16 protein-coding genes and 1 tRNA gene are annotated in these 19450 nt (G+C 36.4%); 6 read left to right on the forward strand and 11 right to left on the reverse strand.

Going from position 1 to position 19450, the window contains the following annotated elements:
* Positions 1–69 precede the first annotated feature (69 nt).
* From priA to EVJ47_05220, 4 genes are all read right to left on the reverse strand, one after another.
* Positions 70–2202: a primosomal protein N' gene (gene priA / locus EVJ47_05205; GenBank protein ID RZD14569.1), complete on the reverse strand. Its 2133-nt coding sequence runs from the start codon at positions 2200–2202 to the stop codon at positions 70–72.
* Positions 2203–2340: 138 nt separating this feature from the next.
* Positions 2341–3798, reverse strand: coding sequence for a radical SAM protein (locus EVJ47_05210; protein RZD14570.1), 1458 nt, complete (start codon positions 3796–3798; stop codon positions 2341–2343).
* A gap of 138 nt (positions 3799–3936) precedes the next feature.
* The gene (locus tag EVJ47_05215) at positions 3937–4971 is read right to left on the reverse strand and encodes a hypothetical protein (GenBank protein ID RZD14571.1); all 1035 of its coding nucleotides are present in this window, start codon (positions 4969–4971) and stop codon (positions 3937–3939) included.
* Between the two features lie 23 nt (positions 4972–4994).
* Complete coding sequence (locus EVJ47_05220; protein RZD14572.1) at positions 4995–6242, reverse strand: MFS transporter; 1248 nt, start codon at positions 6240–6242, stop codon at positions 4995–4997.
* Between the two features lie 196 nt (positions 6243–6438).
* On the opposite strand from EVJ47_05220, the gene EVJ47_05225 reads away from it, so the two are divergent.
* From EVJ47_05225 to EVJ47_05235, 3 genes are all read left to right on the forward strand, one after another.
* Positions 6439–6514 (forward strand) — tRNA-Ala (locus EVJ47_05225).
* A 72-nt stretch (positions 6515–6586) separates the two neighbouring features.
* On the forward strand, positions 6587–7042 hold the full coding sequence (locus tag EVJ47_05230; GenBank protein ID RZD14573.1) for a DUF3617 family protein: 456 nt from the start codon (positions 6587–6589) through the stop codon (positions 7040–7042).
* 39 nt (positions 7043–7081) lie between these two features.
* Positions 7082–7762 (forward strand): hypothetical protein, encoded by a 681-nt coding sequence (locus EVJ47_05235; protein RZD14574.1) that lies wholly within the window; start codon positions 7082–7084, stop codon positions 7760–7762.
* A 212-nt stretch (positions 7763–7974) separates the two neighbouring features.
* On the opposite strand, the gene EVJ47_05240 is transcribed toward EVJ47_05235, so the two are convergent.
* Positions 7975–8754: a DUF1311 domain-containing protein gene (locus EVJ47_05240; protein ID RZD14575.1), complete on the reverse strand. Its 780-nt coding sequence runs from the start codon at positions 8752–8754 to the stop codon at positions 7975–7977.
* 44 nt (positions 8755–8798) lie between these two features.
* Positions 8799–9188 carry a DUF1311 domain-containing protein gene (locus EVJ47_05245; GenBank protein ID RZD14576.1) on the reverse strand — a complete coding sequence of 130 codons (390 nt, stop codon included), beginning with the start codon at positions 9186–9188 and terminating at the stop codon, positions 8799–8801.
* Between the two features lie 603 nt (positions 9189–9791).
* On the opposite strand from EVJ47_05245, the gene EVJ47_05250 reads away from it, so the two are divergent.
* Complete coding sequence (locus tag EVJ47_05250) at positions 9792–10925, forward strand: hypothetical protein (protein ID RZD14577.1); 1134 nt, start codon at positions 9792–9794, stop codon at positions 10923–10925.
* Positions 10926–11167: 242 nt separating this feature from the next.
* Here the strand turns inward: EVJ47_05250 and EVJ47_05255 are convergent, their stop codons facing one another.
* The 5 genes from EVJ47_05255 to EVJ47_05275 form a co-directional block, all read right to left on the reverse strand.
* Entirely contained in the window at positions 11168–12178 is a 1011-nt protein-coding gene (locus tag EVJ47_05255; protein ID RZD14578.1) for a sel1 repeat family protein, read from the reverse strand.
* A 52-nt stretch (positions 12179–12230) separates the two neighbouring features.
* Positions 12231–13535 carry a glutamate-1-semialdehyde-2,1-aminomutase gene (gene hemL, locus EVJ47_05260; GenBank protein ID RZD14579.1) on the reverse strand — a complete coding sequence of 435 codons (1305 nt, stop codon included), beginning with the start codon at positions 13533–13535 and terminating at the stop codon, positions 12231–12233.
* 79 nt (positions 13536–13614) lie between these two features.
* Positions 13615–14709 carry an alpha/beta fold hydrolase gene (locus EVJ47_05265; protein ID RZD14580.1) on the reverse strand — a complete coding sequence of 365 codons (1095 nt, stop codon included), beginning with the start codon at positions 14707–14709 and terminating at the stop codon, positions 13615–13617.
* A gap of 89 nt (positions 14710–14798) precedes the next feature.
* Positions 14799–15107, reverse strand: a complete 309-nt coding sequence (locus EVJ47_05270) for a c-type cytochrome (protein ID RZD14702.1) — start codon at positions 15105–15107, stop codon at positions 14799–14801.
* A gap of 260 nt (positions 15108–15367) precedes the next feature.
* On the reverse strand, positions 15368–17710 hold the full coding sequence (locus EVJ47_05275; GenBank protein ID RZD14581.1) for a TIGR03960 family B12-binding radical SAM protein: 2343 nt from the start codon (positions 17708–17710) through the stop codon (positions 15368–15370).
* A 46-nt stretch (positions 17711–17756) separates the two neighbouring features.
* Between EVJ47_05275 and EVJ47_05280 the strand changes: the two genes are divergently transcribed.
* Entirely contained in the window at positions 17757–18467 is a 711-nt protein-coding gene (locus tag EVJ47_05280) for a site-2 protease family protein (protein ID RZD14582.1), read from the forward strand.
* A 40-nt stretch (positions 18468–18507) separates the two neighbouring features.
* Positions 18508–19359 (forward strand): segregation/condensation protein A, encoded by an 852-nt coding sequence (locus EVJ47_05285; protein ID RZD14583.1) that lies wholly within the window; start codon positions 18508–18510, stop codon positions 19357–19359.
* Positions 19360–19450 lie beyond the last annotated feature (91 nt).

Below are 19450 nucleotides of genomic sequence, written 5' to 3' on the forward strand. Positions count from 1 at the left end.
TAAATTATTATATTAGATTATTATATAAATTACATAAGTTTATTTTTTCGACTAGGAGATTTTAGTCTATCACATAAGAACATCGGGGTCAACATCTATGATGATTTTTTGGGATGAAAAATATTTGGATAAGCGCGGATTTTGCTTTAAAATATTTATTAATTTATGCAGATTGGACATTCCGCCGGACGACTTTAATATCGATTGATACCTGAAATTATTTTCTATTTTTTCGATTGGGCAGGGAGACGGCCCCAGTACCGATATATTTGCAAATCCGTTTAATTTAATTATTTCATCGAGGATTTTCCTTAAGCTTTGCGCTTTTTCTTTAAGTTCATCGAGATTTTTATCGAAGAGCCTTATTGCCGCTATTTTTGAATATGGCGGATAGCCGTATTCTCTTCTTATCTCAAGCTCTTTTTCGTAAAAACCGACTACATCGTGCATAGCCGCATAATTTAATACATAGTTGTCCGCTATAAAAGTCTGAATTACGATGCTCCCCCGATGGCCGCCCCTTCCCGCTCTTCCCGAAACCTGCGTTAATACTTGAAATGCCTTCTCGGCGCTTCTAAAATCTGGAATATTTAACAAACTGTCCGCTAAAATCACAACGACAAGCCCGACATCCGGAAAATCATGTCCTTTAGTAATAATTTGAGTTCCTATAAGTATATCTATTTCTTTTCCCCGCATTTTTTTAAATATGTCTAAACCCTTTTTTTGGCTTTTTACGATATCTGAGTCAATCCGCTCAACTTTAATATTACCGCTAAATACCTGTTTTATATTATCTTCCAATTTTTGGACACCCGCGCCGTATGGTTCGATATTATCGCTTCCGCACTCAGGGCATAATTTTGGAACACCTTCTTGATAGTTGCAGTAGTGGCATTTTAAAACCCCGTTTTCTTCCGTAATTTTATTGCGTTCTTTATGGTAAACAAGCGATATAGCGCAATTTTTACAAAAAAATTGATGCCCACATGATGTGCAAATTAAAAATGTAGAAAATCCCCTCCTGTTTAAAAAAAGTATTACCTGCCTCTTTTTATCTATATTGTCTTTTATAAACAAGGTGGACTGATTGGATATAATTTTATCTTTAAATTCTCTTTTCCCTGAATTTTTAAATTCATTTTTTAAATCTACTATATGTACTTCAGGCATAGATTTTCCATTTATCCTGTTTTTTATATAAATGTATTCATATTTTTTAAGTTCCTTTGCATTGTAATAAGATTCAAGGGCAGGGGTTGCCGAACCCAAGACGCAAACAGCGGGAGCCTTTTTAGAAACCATAACGGCAACATCCCTTGCGTTATATAAGAGTCCTGCTTGTTGCTTATAAGAGCTGTCGTGTTCCTCATCCACTATTATAAGCCCGGAATTTTTTAATGGTGCGAAAATAGCCGATCTTGCCCCCAGAATCAATTTAATATCGCCGTTTATTATCTTAAACCAGTTGACCAATTTTTCTTTTTTGGAAACCTTGCTATGAAATACCGCAAATCTATTTTCTTCAACCAGCTTTTTAAATCTATTTTTTATCAGATATATAAATTGATTAGTGATGAATATTTCTGGAACAATTATAATAACTTGCTTATTTAAATTTAAAGCAAATTCTAATAAATTGAAATAAATCTCGGTTTTACCGCTTGCGGTAACGCCGTGCAGTAAAAATGTTTTGTAAATACCGCCCTCCATAGCCTCTTTAATTATATTGATCGAATTTATCTGGTCTTTTGTAAGCCTGTAAGGAATATCGGTAATATCGGTTGAGCCTTCGCTATCATAATTTTCTTTATCGTTATCTTTACCGCCGCTTGCCTCTTTATAATATTTATCTAAGAGGTCAAAGTGCTTTATATCTATGGACGGCAATGCCGTTTCAAAAACTCTCGATATATTTTCATGATAATATGAGGATAGAAAATTATATATATCTTTGTGAGGTTCTTTAAAAAAAGAGGCTTCCGAAAGTTGATGGATTTCTTTTAATTTTATATTTTTTAATTCGACTGGGTCGATTTGGGTTTTGGTTTTAAGATTATAAATATAACCGTAAGCCGTTTTGTTTCTTAAAGGCGCTAAAACAGCTTTACCCACTTCTGCACTGTTTTTAAATTCGTCAGGTATTAGATAACTAAATTTAATATCGGTTCCGCTTTTTGGAATAACTATGTCGGCTATCATATTTTTATATTATAACCTGCCCCAAAGCAAATAAAAACAAAAAAAGCGCCTCTCAAACAAACAGGGCGTCAAGTCTCGATATTCCGAACATGACACCCTGTTTGTATTTATACATATAAGTATAATGTTTCCCTATTTTTATTGAGCTTTCGTTTCGTTCTTTACGGTTTTTCCGCCCTCCAAAGGATAAAAACTCCTTCTGTAATAATCATCTTCATTTAATTTAATCTTTTCCCCGTCATAGTTGTAGAAAAACTTACCATTGTCAAATTCTTCTTCCCAAGCCGCGTCGGCAATCTTTCCATAGCTCTGTGAATATGTATCCATCTTATCCTTTAGTTCCGATATGATGGAATCACCCCCTTCCTGCGTCGCTTTCGCACCCCCTTCGGCGACAACCTTTCGCAATATATCGGGATGGTCTATTATCATGCAGGGGCGAAGCCTGTTTTTAATACCCATTTGTTCTTTTCTAATGGATTTAAAGTACATGGAATTAAGAATATCCTCCATTGATTTATCAAATATGTTATCTGCGGCAAATTGGGCAAAGACGCATGGTTCTACGCCGCCGTTCGCGTTTATATGAAGATACACGCGGCCGCCGGAAAGGCATCCGTGCGAAAGAATCCCGTCATTCCAAAAATCCGCAACAACTATGGGTTTAGTTTCCCTTATTTCGACCACTCTCTTTCTTCGATAATTTCGCTGTTCCGGCGTCGGCATAAGGTTCATATCGGGTTCGCGGCCGATAGGTATATAGTTAAAATACCAGCCTAAGAAACATCCCTGTTTAACATAAAAGTCTATAAATTCGTCGCTTACTATTACATTGTTATTAAACCTCGTGGCTGTCGCCGAAAATCCAAAAAGCATTCCGTTGTCTTTAAGATTTTTCATCGCGGAAACGACCTTTTTAAAATGCCCCTTTCCCCTTCTTTCATCGGTTTCGTCTTCAAAACCCTCAACGCTGATGCATGGAAAAACATTTCCCATGTCGGCAAGCTTTTTGGCCATTTTACCATCGATTAACGAACCGTTCGTATATATCTGAAAATAGCAATCGCTGTTTTTTTCGATTATATCCAGAATATCTTTTCTTACAAACGGCTCTCCGCCGGAGAAGGTATAGAAAAATATCCCGAAACTTTTACCTTCCTCGATAATTTGGTTGATTTTTTCGTATGAAAGCATATCTTTTCTTTCGTAGTTCGCCGAATAGCACCCGTAGCATTTTAAATTGCAGTGCATCGTCGGGCTTATTACATAAAAAAGAGGCGGATAAAACCCGTTCTTTTCAATAAATTCTTTCCTTTTTTCGCCGCTTAACAGTAAAAAATTAGAAATAAAATTATTCAAAATCCCCTTTTTAACATTTTTAGAAAGATACGGGAGTTTTCTCTTTAAGTTTACAAAAATATGGTCAAAAAATATTTTACCCGCAGGAGCTTTAAAATTATTTAGCTTATCGGAAATCTTGATTATCGTTTCGTCGGTTAGTTTTGGAATTATGTAATTGCTTGCGAGATAAAGGGTGTTTCTTACGACCGCGCTCTTAACCCTTTTTCTCAGCGGTGACAGCGATAGCTCTACCATATGGACCCCCTACACTAATTAATATTACACCTAAATTTAATGTTATATTTTAAGTATTATATTTTTTACAATCCATTTTTTGCCCGCTAAATAAAGTTTACCACGATAATATAAAAAGTCAAAATATCCAAATTTGGCCTAAATTTGATTAAGCGTATATTTTTCTAAAAATTTATATATGCCTTCCGCATAATTAAAGGCTTTTTCATTTTTAATATCTGTTTTAATGTTATTAACCGTTATATCGCCTAAAACCAAGCTGAACGCGGATGACCATGCGCATGAAGTAAATTTATTATTGTAGCCTCCACCGCCAAGCCATATCTTATTTACATTTTTTTCATTAATATTTTTTATTGTATTTAAATACCCTTTTAACGATAGATTAATATGGGACAATAAATCAAATTTCGATGTATCCGCCCCTATTTGCGCCACTATTACATCGGGCTTAAATCCTTGAAAAACTTCGTCGAATACTTTTATAAAATTAATTATATAAGTATAGTCGTCCGTGCCTGGATAAAGAGGAAAATTAACCGAACCTTTTTCTTCGGCATAACCCTCCGCGGGAAATAAAAAATCGCCGCTTTCATGAAAAGACAATATTAATAAATCTTTTTTGTTTCTTGGATCATTTTTAAAAGCATCCGTGACGCCGTCGCAAAAATGTGCGTCGATATCGACATATAAAACCCTTTTTCCGTATTCCAGCAATCTTAATATGGCGTAAACAGGGTCATTTACATAACAAAATCCCCATGCGTAATTTTTTTTTGCGTGATGCAGTCCTCCCGGAAAATAAAACACATCCGAATAATTTTCCTTAACAATTAAATCGGCGGCTAAATTAACTGCCCCTATATGAATGCTTGAGGCGGTAAAAATTCCTTTGAAATAAGGATTATCAGTGGTTCCTATCCCGTATTTTTTTGGGGCATATTCTGTTTCATCTTTTTCTGTATCGTAAAGATACCGGATATAATCAATGTCATGGTATAAACTCATGTCGGATATGGCGGCAGGCTGGACGGTAAAACTGTCGTAAACGCCTTTGGAGTATTTTTTTATTCTTTGCATCGTATAAATGATTCTTTCCCTCTTTAAAGGATGGTAAGAGGCATATTTATATTTTTCTAATTCTTTATTGTATAAAAGCGCTATTTTTTTCATTTTCCATTCTTTTCTCTATGATTTTAAAGGTTGGATTTTGAAGAAAAAATAATTAAAGAGGCGATTAGACTTAATATTGCGGCATATAAATATGAATAATTAGCTCCGATATAATAAAGAAGCCCCATAAGAACATTGCCGCCAAATAACCCCAAGCTTCTTGCGGCGGTGAGCGACCCCATTCCTCTTCCTATTGTTTCGTTTTTGACGATTAAACTAATTGCAGTAGGCTCTATAGTTTCTATAATGCCTAAAGATATTCCAAGAATGGCAACGCAAATATAATATAATAAAGGATTTAAAGAAAATGTAAATATCAATGCCATACCAAGAGAACCTGCAAAAGTAAGAAAATAACCAAAACCAAGTTTATTAATAGTTTTAGCTATTGTTTTTCCTGCAATTAAACCTGTCAGCGCCGTGCAGATAAAGAATAAAACATATGAAAGAATACCTAAAGCATCATTTTTAGAGGATTCGGCTATAGTTAAAATTGGAAATCCAAAGCTGAAAGAACTAAAGCCGTATAAGGAAGTTGCAATTAAAATCCTTTTAAACAAGTTTTCATTCAAATCGCTATTTTTCTTATTTAAACCCGCGCTGTTATTTGCGTTATTATTGTTATCGGTATTAATAGCGGCATTCTTTTTAGGATTATTATTTATATTACCGTTTGCGCTATTATCAGGGTTATTAATTAATTTTTTCTTTGAAATCAATGTCAAAAAAAGAGTTGAAATCAATAAGGGTCCGATAGTTGTTAATAAAATATATTTTAAAGGAACATGATAAGTAAATAGAATTAACGCATAAATACCCGCAAAGAATCCTCCTCCTTGATCAAGCGCATGCAAAAAACCAAAAGCCTTTCCGTAAAATTCTTTTAGAACCGACCGTGAAAGCAAGACCCTTCTTGAAGGAGACCTGAAATTTCTTGCCCACCACCCCGTTGAAAAAAATGCGACCGCTTCCGCGGGATAAAGGCTGAATCCTGTAAAGGATAGAAGCGGTATTAAAAGATTGCCTATGATTGCAATTTTTTTATGTCCGAATTTATCTCCCGCCCTTCCGCCGAAATAACCAAAGAAAGCCCCTATTCCATAACTTATTGCAGAAGCTATGCCAAAATAGATAACGGAACTGTGGAGGTCTAAAACCAGGAATATTGGAAATATCACCAGAACAGCCTGATAACCTAAATCGGCAAAAAAAGCCGATAACGATATAAAAAAAACATTGCTGTTTAACCATTTTTTTTTAGAACCTTCCATATCCCCTCTTATTTTTATAATTATCGTATTTCCACATTAACACAATTATGTTGTTATTTACTGCGTATATATTAATATTTTCATGCCCAAAACTCAAGGATGGGATTGAATTAATTTTTGGTAATTGCTTTTTTAAGGATTTTTTGCGATAATAATGTTGAATTAAGTGTAACTTAATTCTAATTTTTAATAAAGTGGGGGGTTAGCCCAGTTGGTAGAGCGACGCCTTCGCATGGCGTAGGCCGCGGGTTCGAGTCCCGTGCCCTCCACCACTTAAAATAAATATTTAAAACAGCGCAGGTAACTTTTTGTATAAATTTTTTTATAAAAAACGAGGAGTTAACATGAAAAAGATATTTTTATTAATAAGTATATTTATAAGCATAGCTTTTGCTAACAGTGCATTTGCAAGCAGGCTGTTTTTGCCGGGATTATGGCAATATACCTCTACAACAACTGTTTCGGGACTCCCGTACGCTATGCCTCCTGTAACCTCGACTTATTCATCTTGCATGGGTAATAAACTTAAACCGCCTATGCAGAAAAATCCCGATATACCGGCTAACTGTCCAAAGCCTATCGTAACTGTTAACGGAAATACTGTCGTTACACGCTTTGAATGTTCTACTGGAGTCGGCATGGAGATAAAAGAACTTATGTTTGAATATTTTCCTAACGATACAACAATGCATATGCATGGACATGTTAATACTATCAACACATATCAAGGCAGGACTATGAATGTTAATTCAAACATCGAACTTACCGGAAAAAGAATCGGCGCATGCAGTGTGAAATAAACAAAAACCGTGGGAAAATAAAAAATAAGGTTATCAAATATGAAAATCAACCGCTTTTTTATTTTTTTATTGTTGATTTCTGTTGCCGCAACTGTAATTTCAGGCTGCTCTAAAACGCCGTCAAAGATTTCAGCCGATAAATCCGTCGCATCACAGAGCAATAGCGGTATAACCATGGCTAAGCTGACCTCGCTGAAAAATTACGAATCAATCACACGGGCGATGTTTGTAACTACCATAGACAAAATTTATAATTTAAATAACTGGCAGGAAGAAATAATCGAAGGTACTAAAGCAAAGCCAGCCTATACATTTACCAGAAACATAAATGGAGTTTTTTACGCAATTATAACATTTCATTCTTCGCCGCATGGTTTAAAATGGTTTAAAGAGCCTTCAAGTTTTAGAGAAAGACCTAAGGGTCAGCTGCGTTTATTCTCCGGATTTGTAGTAAGAGACACAGCCCCTCCTATGAAACTCGTATTTGTAAAATATGCCGTAGTAGCAAACAGGCAGTCTATTGAATACCGTGGAATAAATCCTTACAATGAATACTCCGGAACTTTCTGGATAGACAAAAAAACGGATGCGCTCTTAAAATACATCAATCCGTCTGTTAATATAGGATCTAATGGATTAAATTCAGGCATGAAATTCATAGTTAAAAAAATAGGAAAAATCCATGCTTTTAAAACACCTTTAATCAGTTCAATTCCTTAATAGATTATCTATTATATAGCCGCAATAAAAATTAAAAAGTTTTTTACTGGTATAAATCAGCGGCGAAACAGGGATTTTTTGTCCGCACTCAGAACAACACAGGCGATGTTTCATTATTTTTGCAGAAAAACTGTTTCTCCGTTATTTTTGCCTTTTAATGCTTCGTGCGCAATATTTGGGATATAGACGAATCGCAAAATGGCGGCGGGTGTTTAATATTTTTTGCAGCGCCCTTCTTTAAGGTTATATGTTCCGTACTCATCAAGATCGTTAGATCCATACAATTTGTTTATTTTGACCGGCTTTAACGACAGAATGTATCCATTTGAGCGCCTTGCTATGCTGCCGTCTCCCGTGTTTCCCCACCCGTCTATAAATCGAAAATAAATATCACCCTCAGATTTTTTCTTAAAAGGTACTTTTCCTGTGTCCAAAAGATGTCCCGTCCATGAAAATTCAACCTGAACATTCACATATTTAAACCTTTTATTTACTTTGGCGCAAATTTGAAGATTGCCTATGGGGAAATTTTTTCCGTTTCCTGTATCTCCCATAATCTGATTATTATTAAAGTACTCAACTGTTTTGGAATCTGCCGCCCCTTCAACATTATCAGAAAGCTTCTTTAACCACCTAACGCGATCTATTAGCATACTTCTTAAGCACGCCCCTATTTCTAAACCTTCTAAGGCTCCGCCGCCGTACATCATCTGGCCGTCGGCATCACAATTATACCTGCGGTAAAGCATCCAACTGATTTCCGATTTTTTTAGATATTTCCCGTATTTGGACGGTAGTTTTTTCATTAGGCCAAAATACTCTTTATTAAGCTCCAAGTTCCATTTTTCCACGCTTTTATAATAACAACTGGCCCAACCTGCATTAGATTCATGCTTGCTCATACATAACCTGTATTCTTGACCTGCCGCCGCCGTCAAAGGAACACCTATCATTAGTAATAACGCTATTATAAATATTATAATTTTTAGCATTTATCCGCAACTATTAAGAATTCGATTCACATCGCTATTAATGATTAGTGCTGCCTGTTTGCCGGCAGGAACGGTTCTAAGTCTTTAACCCTATCTATTAGCATGGCCCTGAGGCAAGATTCTCTCTGTATAATATTACCGCTGCTGCTGCCGAACATAATATCTCCTGCGGCAATGCAATTATACCTGCGGTAAAGAATCCAACTGATTTCCGATTTTTTTAGATAACTGCGGGATTTTGGGCCATCAGCTTTCATTATATCATAATAAACAGCGTTAAGCTTCATATTCCACCTCTTAATGCTTTGCACATAACACTCGTTTATCCCTGCGGTAGATTTGTTTCGCCTAATGCACGATTTAAATTCCTGCCTAGCGACAGCTGTTGATGAAAAGCTTGCTATCAGGATAATTGCCAATATGTATTTCATCATAAAAATCTATAAACGCAAGTTGGAGATTGAAAGTTTAATATTATTTGTATAGCTTACGTTATCTGACGCTGGTCAACTGCCCATGAAATAAGTTATATCGGTTTAAAAAATATTTGTCAACTATTTTTCCGCTCCTGGCTGGACATGCTATAAATTAATAAACACACGGTTAAGACTATTTTAAAATAATTAGAAGTTTAATTAGACCCAAAATTGCCGATAGAAATTTCTTTTTCCGGATTAACGCTTCGCTCTCGCACCTTGTGCTCGTGAAGTTTCAATAAAACTTTCACGCTTTCGCGGGAATGACTTTGAGGGAATTTTACAATTCACCCGACGGGTGTCATTCCTGCGAAAGCAGGAATCCAGTATGTGTAATATGTTGAAACAGTTTCATAGATTTCTATCAGCAATTTTGTGTTAGAAGTTTGCGTTGACAATACGATATATAAAATTATAATATTGTAACTATTATAAAAGATTTAAGATATAAATAATATTATAAATATATGTCAAATATTAAACTGCGAAAGGCTAAAGCAAGTCTGTCAGTATAAAACACACCCTTATTCTAAAATTATATTAAAGGATATACATATATAAATGATTAAAACCAAAATAAAAATAATATCGGTTTTATTATTTTCTATTATTTTTTTATATCTGTCGCCGGCCTATGCGGCACAATCTTATGCCGTCATGATAAAAAAAGTTAATAATGACTTTGCAAAGCATCATTATGAAAAAGCGTTTTTGATTCTTAGAATGTTAGCGGACAAAGGAAATATGAAAGCTCAAAGAAAACTTGGGTTTATGTATGATAACGGTTATGACGGGTTTCCTAAAAACTTTAAAAAGGCAAACCGCTGGTTCAAATTAGCCGCAGAGCAAGGAGATGCTGAATCTCAGCTTAATGTAGGCAATGCTTTCTTTTGTGGATTTGGGGTTCCTAAAAACTTTAAAAAAGCTCTTTACTGGTATAAATTAGCGGTAAAACAAGGAAATTCCGCAGATGTTGAGGGCGAAGGCAACGTGGGATCCAATCTGTATCTTTATGAAACGCATAAATACGCAAGTTATCCAACAACCTACGACGGCGAAACTAACATAGGGGTTATTTATTATATGGGAGGATACGGCATCCGCAAAAACTTGAAAAAAGCGATATACTGGTCAAAATTAGCGGCAAAACAGGGAAACGAATATGGGGAATATAATATTGGTTTTCTGTATTATAACGGCGAAGTAATTCCAAAGAAATGGGCAGAAGCAAACTTCTGGTATAGATTTGCCGCAAAACAGGGAAATCAAGTTATTAAAATGGAATTAAATAAAGCATATCGTTATGATTATATTCAAGAAGACTTTAAAAAAGCGGCCTACTGGTATAAATTAGCGGCAGAACAGGGGGATATAGATGCGCAAACCGATTTAGGCCATATCTATTATCACGGAAAAGGAGTGCCTCAAAATTACAAATTAGCGGTCTATTGGTATAAATCAGTGGCAGCAGGGGGAGTCTCAACAGGGCAGGCAACCTTAGGCTATTGTTATTACAAAGGGTACGGGGTTGCTAAAAACTATATTAAAGCCCTTAAATGGTTCATCATAGCAAAAACTAACGGTTGTAAATGTATTAATAAATATATTAACGATATTAAACATCGCCTGACCGCAAGCCAGATTGCCGAAGCCAAGCGGGAAGCTCAAGAGTGGCGGTTAAAACATCGTGAATAATATTCATCGGCAGGTTAATAAGTCAGCGGGTATAAAGCAGTCATGCAGTTTTAATTTATCGTATATCATTTATTTATTGCCTGTATTAAAAAAACATTTACTGATAAAGTTCCTTTGCCGAAGTTAGTAACATATGTACTGCAGTACTGCAGCTGTTTGGAGCAAAAGCCATAGTCATGGTTCAATAGTAGCGCTATTAATCAATATAAAATTAAAACATTCTTAAAATTCAAATTCAAATTTCATTTTTTTTGTGTTAAATTAAGTAAACGGCGGTAGAATAATTTAAATTTTCGCACCCACTCTTGAGCTCCCAGTCTGGCTTCGGCAATCTGGCTTGCGGTCAGGCGATGCTTAATATCGTTTAAAAATTTATTTTTATAGACAAAGCCGTAATGTCTCGCTATAAAAGACAATTCAAGGGCCTCAGTATAATTTTTAGCAACCCCGTACCCTTTGTAAAAGCAATAGCCTAAGGCTACCTGCCCAATTACATCTCCCTGCTCTGCGGTCTTATTCCACCAGTAAACTGCTTTTTTAAAGTCTTCTTGTATATAATTATAACGATAGGCTTTATTTAATTCTGTTTTGACAGTTTTATTTCCTTGTTTCGAGGCAAATTTATACCAATAGTTTGCTTCTATCCATTTTTTTGGAATTAAAACGCCGTCATAATACATATATCCAATATTATCTTGCGCTGCGATATTTCCATGAGCGGTCGCTTTTTTCCACCAGTAAACTGCCTTAGAATAGTTTTTCGGCATGCCTTGACCTTGTTCGTAAGCATAGCCCAACTTATTTTCGACCATGCCCAAATGATATTTGGCTGCGATATATCCCTTAGCGATGGCTTTTTTAAGCAAATAGAAGGCTTTGAAATAGTTTTTAGGAACGCCGTGGCCTGCATAATAGGCATAAGCTAAATGATCTTCAGCCTCGGCATATCCCTGCGCGGCAGATTTTTTAAGCCAGTAAACTGACTTGGAATAATTTTGTTTTACCCCTAGACCGTGTTCATAAGCATAAGCTAAATTGCTTTCTGCAGCTGCGTTTCCCTGAGCTGCGGCTATTCTGTACCAGTAGAACGCATTATGATAGCTATGCTTTACACCGCCAAGACCGGAATAATAACCATTGCCCAGCTTATTTTCTGCTTTTGGGTTGAGGGTTTTGCCGCAGCTTAAAGAAGGCATTATAAATATTAAAAGCAAAAGTAAAAATGCAACAATTATGCTGTGTTTGATTTTCATTGCTTTTTTCCTGTTTTAATTGAAGTAGAAGCGGACAAAATTATCCGCAATTTTATAAATTTTTATAATTGCTAAAATATTTTTTTATCGCTTCCGAAATAATAGCAACGGTTTTGTCTAAGTCGGATTTAGTATGTTTGGAACTTACAAACATTGCTTCATACTGGGACGGAGCAATAAATAATCCTCCGTTTAATACAGAGGAGAAAAAATCTTTAAATCTGTTTGTATCGGATTTCATAACGTCGTTAAAATTAAGAACCCCTCCACCCTTAAAAAATATAGTCAGTATCGAAGAAATAGAATTAACGGTTATTTTATCGTTAAAATTTTTAAGTTCGTTTTTTAAACCGTCTATTAAATAATTAGCGGAAGAATTAGCCTTAGATACGGCATCGTCGCTTTCTATAGCTTTTAAAGTCGCAATGCCGGCGGCTACGCATATGGGATTACCCGATAAAGTGCCAGCCTGATAAACAGGCCCAAGCGGGGAAAGAAATTTCATTATATCTTTTCTGCCGCCGAAAGCCCCTATTGGAAGTCCGCCGCCTATTATTTTGCCGAGGCACGTAATATCGGGTTTTAAACCGAATAACCCCTGCGCTCCGCCGTTAGAAAGCCTGAAGCCCGTTATAACTTCGTCGAAAATGATTAGAGAACCGTTATCGTGGGCTAAATTTATTAATTCGTTTAAAAAACCTTCCTTCGGCAAAACGACGCCCATATTTGCCGCAACCGGTTCTATTATAACAGCCGCTATCTCTTTTTTGTTCGCGGAAAAAAGTTCTTTAACCGATGATATATCGTTGTAAACAGCGACTAAAGTATCCTTTGAAAGGCTTTCCGTTATGCCGGCGCTTGAAGGAACGGACGTAGTCAGCGCTCCGGAGCCTGCTTTAACAAGCATAGAATCTGAATGTCCGTGATAGCATCCTTCAAATTTTATAATTTTGCTTCTTCCGGTAAAACCTCTTGCAAGCCTAAGCGCGCTCATCACGGCTTCCGTTCCGGAATTTACGAGCCTGACGGACTCTATGGAAGGAAAATGCTTATTGATTAAACCGGCAAGTTCGATTTCGGCTTCCGTCGTAGCGCCGAAGCTGAAACCTTCCGACGCGGCGGACCAGACGGACTTGACTACTCTTTCGTCTGCGTGTCCAAGGAGCATCGGGCCGTAAGACATTACGTAATCAATATATTCGTTTCCGTCTATATCGTAAATTTTATCGTCTTTAGCCTTTTTTACGATTATCGGCGATAACCCGACGGATTTAAATGCCCTGACCGGACTGTTAACGCCTCCGGGCATAAGCGATTCGGCATGTTTTACGGCGTCTAAGCTTTTATCCAGTTTCATAAAATTCCCTTTAAAATTTTTTTATATAATAAATACGGCGGCATAATTGAATTCTGTCACCGTATTAAGATTGATATTATTATAAAAATTTCCTTCCGTTTTTATTGCTTTTTATATTTTTTTTAACGGCGTTTTTATCGTATTTCGGCAGATAAGGAGCAAAAAATTTAAAAACTTCCATATTCCAGCCCGGAAGCACGACGTGACCGCTGTTTTTTGCGACAAAAAGCTTTTTCTTCGATTTAATCATTTTATAAACTACCAAAGTGCCTTTAGGCGGACAGTCCTCATCTTTAAGTCCTATGCCTATCATTACCGGAACTTTTATCCATTTTGCAAAGTGTTTAGTATCCACGTAATATAAAGAGCGCATAACTTTAGATTTGTCGCCGGGATGTTTTTTTAGAAAAGCCTTAACTTCCATATAAGGACCCATTTTTGCGAGCGGCATCTGCACCGGAATATCGCTCAAAAAAGGCACATCCGCAGCCGCCGCAACGACATGACTATCTATAGCGGCATCTATTAGAGACAGCCCGCCTCCCATGCTTCCGCCCGTTACGAATATATATTTATGGTTAACACCCTTAAAATGTTCGAGGAATTTTAACGACGCTAATGAATCCATAACTATCTTAACCATCGAAAAAGTTTTTACATGTAGAATTCCGTTTGTCATAAGCCCCGGGAAACCGGGATTATAAACCGCCCTGCTTCTTCCATGCCCCCTTAAATCGATAGAAAGCGCGCCGTAACCCCTTCTTGCAAAAAAGTGCGCCCAGCCCGGCGTTCCGTAAGAACCGTAACCGTGCAGTAATAAAACCCCCGGATATTTTTTGCCTTTAACGCCGTAAGGAATGGCGAAATAACCCTTCAACTTTAAACCGTCATATGAGGTTAAGGTTAAATCGTATGTTTCTATTTTATTTATCCTGTCGTTATAAAGCGGTTTCAGAGTATATAGAACCTTTTCCTTGCGAAGGTTTTTATACATGCCGCGCCAGAACTTTTTAAACTTTTGATATTTAGTAAGCGTCGCCGTTTTAAGATTAGCAGGAATATTTTTAACGGATTTTGGAGATTGATTGGATATGGAGAAGTGTTTATATAAAAAAAATGAAATTGCAAAAATAACTACTACAAACAGTAATATATATAAGCTTTTCTTTTTCATAAAATTCCGCCGTTTATCATAAAAATAGGCATCTTTTTTGATATATTTCAAAAAGATGCCTATAGATATTTATTATTTTCAAATTAAATTTATTTTAACGATTCAAGATACTCAGCCACAGTTTCAAGTTGAGCCGGTTTCAGAGCGTGGTTTGGCATCATTGTATTAGGATTATGAACCTTTGGGGTGTTGATTTGCACTTCAAGCCAGTGAATAGAACGGCCTTTAGTTCCTTCCTTCGATAAATTCGGTCCGATTGAACCGCCTTTGCCGTTTATTATGTGGCAGCCCATGCAACCTTGAGCATTAATAATTTTCATTGCAGCTGCTTCCAAATTTTTGGAACCGGCTTTTTTAGCAGCTTTTGGAACTGAAGGCATTTTCATGCCGGGAGCCATTGTAGTACTTGGGGCAGGTGCTGCCGGCGCAGGGGTTGTTTCTGCTGCAGGTTTTGACGGGGATGGCTTTTGAGCGCATCCGTAAAGCCCTATACCGATAAATAATAAAAATAAAGCAGTAAATAAAACGGTTAATCCTTTTCTTGCTTTCAAGATTTTTCCCTCCCTAAATTTTTAAAATTAAAAATAGAATTAAATAAAATAAAATTTTATAAACACTAATTTTAAATATATTATATTTATTTAATTTTTTGTCAAGTTTAAATTTTAAAGCCGGCTTCTACTTCTGTAATATCCAGAACCTTCAATCCGGCGGGCAAAAAATCATTAATTAAACTTTTTAAATTATCCACCCCGCCAAACGGTTTATTTTTTATTTTAATCGTCAAATATAAATTATCGCTTTCGCTCATAAAAGGCATCGGATTAGAATAACTTATTTTTGGCTTTGGGCTGAACCGCGATTCTTTATAGGCAATGGGAAGTTTTGCGATCCTAAAAACTCTGAGCAGTATTTTGGCAGTTTCTAAATGCCCGATATATTTGACCGCCCCCCTCTTGGAATACCTGATTAGAAGTTTGAAGTCGGCTTTATTTTTATTATCGTTTTCGGTTTTTGGCGTATTAATAACATCCGCGCGGTTATCCATAATATCCATATTATTTTTCTGCCTCTTATGTATTTTGATATTTTCCTTTTTTGACGAATAAACGGGGCTTATCTCTTCAAAGTCGCAGACCCCGCATAAACGGCAGACTTTCCTGCAGTTTTCCGTAGTTAATCTTTCTTCCCCGCTTTGTTCCGCATCGTCGCTGGCTTCGGCGATAACATCCGAACTAACATCATCATAAATTGAAATCGTATTCTGTTTACCGGCTTTTTCAAACTCGGACTTAAGATAATCCTTTTTAACCAATATATCTATAAAATCCCACGGCAAAGCGTCATTTAAATCTTTTTCATCATAAAGATGCCGGTTTATTATCCCATCGCGGCTTATATTATCGAATGAATTTAACGCCTTAATCCATGCGTCGAAATTAAACAACTTCATTTCGCTGTCGTAAACCGCTCCAAATTTATAAGCCTTATAAATAATTTTCGAAGTAAACTCGTCGCCTCTCGAAATCAGCCCCTCTATAAAGCTGACCTTTGGGTCTTGATACCTTAGATTTACATTTATGGGCCGTAACAACTTTTTTAAATAATTAATCTTAAAGTTAAGTTCGGATGCCTTATTCATGGGATGCCATTGAAAAGGGGTATGCGGTTTAGGAACGAAGTTATTGACATTAACTGTTATATTTAAGCCTTTCGAAACCCGTTTTATCTTTAAAACCAAATCCTTAATGCCGTCGATATCGGAAATCCTTTCGTAAGGCAGTCCGATCATAAAATATAATTTAAGGCTTTTAAATCCCCGTTTCGATAAATTTTCAACCTCTTTGAGCAAGTCGTATTCCGATATATTTTTATTTATAATATCCCTGAGTCTTTGGGTTCCCGCCTCGGGGGCGAGGGTGAAATTAGTCTTTTTTACTTCGGCGGTTTTTTGTAAAATTTTTTCGCTAAGGGAGCCTATCCTCATTGATGGAAAAGACATAGATACCTGTTTGTCTTCGCTCAAATACGATAATTCGTCCAATAAACCGTTAATGTCGGAATAGTCGCCCGTCGATAAAGACGATAACGAAATTTCGCCGAGTCCCGTATCGCCTATGCCTTTTTTAATTATTTCGACAACCGTCTCCTTTTTCCGTTCCCTTACCGGTCTATAAATATAGCCGGCCTGGCAAAACCTGCATCCGGACGAACAACCCCTTGCTATCTCGACCGAAAGCCTGTTATGCACGGTTTCTATCAACGGAACGATATTTTTTTTAACATAACCCATTAAATTTAAGTCATAACATATCGCTTTTTTTACATTTTTTGAATAACCTGGAACATAAACTCCGCGTATTTTCACAAGCCCTGCTTTTACATAGTCTCTGTAATCTTTTTCGGCGATAAGTCCGTTTTTAAGGTCATTTTTGGCCTTTAAAACCGCATCGCAAACCGAAACCGCCGCAGTCTCGCCGTCTCCTATTATAAAGAAGTCTATGAAATCGTTTAACGGCAATGGATTAAAAGCGCATGGTCCGCCCGCCCCGACCAACGGATGGCTGAAATCCCTGTCTTTCGAGAAAACCGGAATACAGGACGACTCCAGCATAGACAATATATTTGTATAGGAAAGTTCGTATTGAAGGGAAAACCCCACAATATCGAACTCCTTTATATCTTCAAACGATTCCAATGAAAAAAGGGGTATTTTATTTTCTTTCAGTTTTGAGCTCATATCGGGATAAGGCAGATAAACCCTCTCGCACGCTATATAATCTTTAGAGTTTAATATATCGTAAATAATTCCCATTCCGATATGGCTCATCCCCAATTCATAAAAATCTGGAAATGCAAGCGCATACTTAACGGGCATTTTTTTAATATCCTTTTTCGAAATACCCTGTTCGATACCTAAATATCTGGTCGGCTTTTGGACAAATGGAAAGATATTATTATTTAATTTGTCGAATAATCTTGATTTATTCATCTTAATCATTATATAATAAAAAAGATTATTTTAAAAATAATAACATTTAAATACAATGAACAACACCATCCAACTTATCGTAATTGCAATAATTCCAGTTTTATTTGCAATAATATTGCACGAAGTCTCACACGGCTATGTAGCCCATATCTTCGGCGACGACACCGCAAAGAATGCCGGCAGGTTAACTCTTAATCCCATAAAACATATAGACCCTTTCGGAACAATTCTACTTCCTTTGCTTTTAATTCTTTTGGGTTCGCCCTTTCTCTTCGGTTATGCAAAACCTGTTCCGGTGAATTTTAACGGACTTAAAAATCCTAAAAGGGATACAGGATTTGTTGCGGCCGCAGGTCCGGTTACCAACTTTTTACTTGCGCTAATCTCATTTATATTCTTAAAAATAATTCTCGCAAATTTCCCTATAATGAATATTTACCTCGCTTATTTTATAAGCCACCTTAAATTTCAGGCAGTAACCGGAGGGGTATTTTTTAAATTTTTCATCTATCCGGTAACATTTATGCTTTTCATCGGTATAATGATAAACCTTGTCCTGGGCGTATTTAACCTAATACCGATTCCGCCACTGGACGGCGGAAGAGTTGCGGTCAGCATCCTGCCCGCGCCGTTTTCGGATTATTTAAGCAGGCTCGAACCCTTCGGAATATTTATAATCCTTATATTATTGCTGATAAATCCAGGGAACTTTTTGGGTGCTTTATTTAATTTTATCGTAAATAATATAGTTTTAAGAAATTTATAATATATATAACATAATATAAATTAAAAAATTAAAGCCGCATATGTCATCACCGGGTACCTCCCCCGCAACCCAAAGCAGTAATGTTAATTTAAATAATGTAAGTCTTCAGGCTTACGACGGCCCGCTAGATTTGCTGTTATCCCTTATAAAAAAAAATAAAATAAACATTTACGACATTCCTATCGCCTCCATTACCGATCAATATCTAAATACGATAGGGCTCGACGAGGATATGCTGTCCACTTCTTTGTTAAGTTTTAATCTGGATTCAAGTGGAGATTTTATCGTTATGGCAGCCCAGCTTATATATATTAAATCACTAATGCTTTTACCGTCTTATTACGATAAAGAGAAAAATATGACGGGCGATGAAGATATAGACCCAAGAACCGAACTTGCCAATATGCTTATAGAGTATCAAAAGGTTAAAGAAGTTGCCTCCTTTCTGGATAACAGGCCTATTTTGGGCCGCGATGTGTTTGAAATTAATATATTTCGCACAGACAAGCCATCTGAACCAGAACAGGAAAAATCAAAAGAAATCCTTTTTGAAGCAAACATTTTCATTCTTTCCGAATATTTCTATTATAAAATGACCGAGGCTAAAAAAAGGATAAATACATACGAGGTAGCAAAAGAACGCTTTTCCATTAAAGATAAAATTATCGAGATAATGGAAAAATTCAACATAGCCGAAAGAATTATATTTTCGGGGCTTATGAAAGAAGCCGCCTCCAAGGATGAGCTATTTACCTATTTTCTGGCTCTCCTCGAAATGTCGAGATTGATTTTAATAAATTTAGACCAGATGCGGCCGTTTGGCGAAATATATATATCTCCCGTTGCGGGCGGCGTTTTAAATTATAAGCCGAAAATTATTAACATAATGTAGTCGGTATCCATAATATAATTACTCATCCTTAAAACTGGATTCCCGCATACGCGGGAATGACACCTAACGGGTGAAATTATAAATTTCCTTA

This window comes from Candidatus Acidulodesulfobacterium ferriphilum (assembly GCA_004195035.1).
Classification (GTDB): domain Bacteria; phylum SZUA-79; class SZUA-79; order Acidulodesulfobacterales; family Acidulodesulfobacteraceae; genus Acidulodesulfobacterium; species Acidulodesulfobacterium ferriphilum.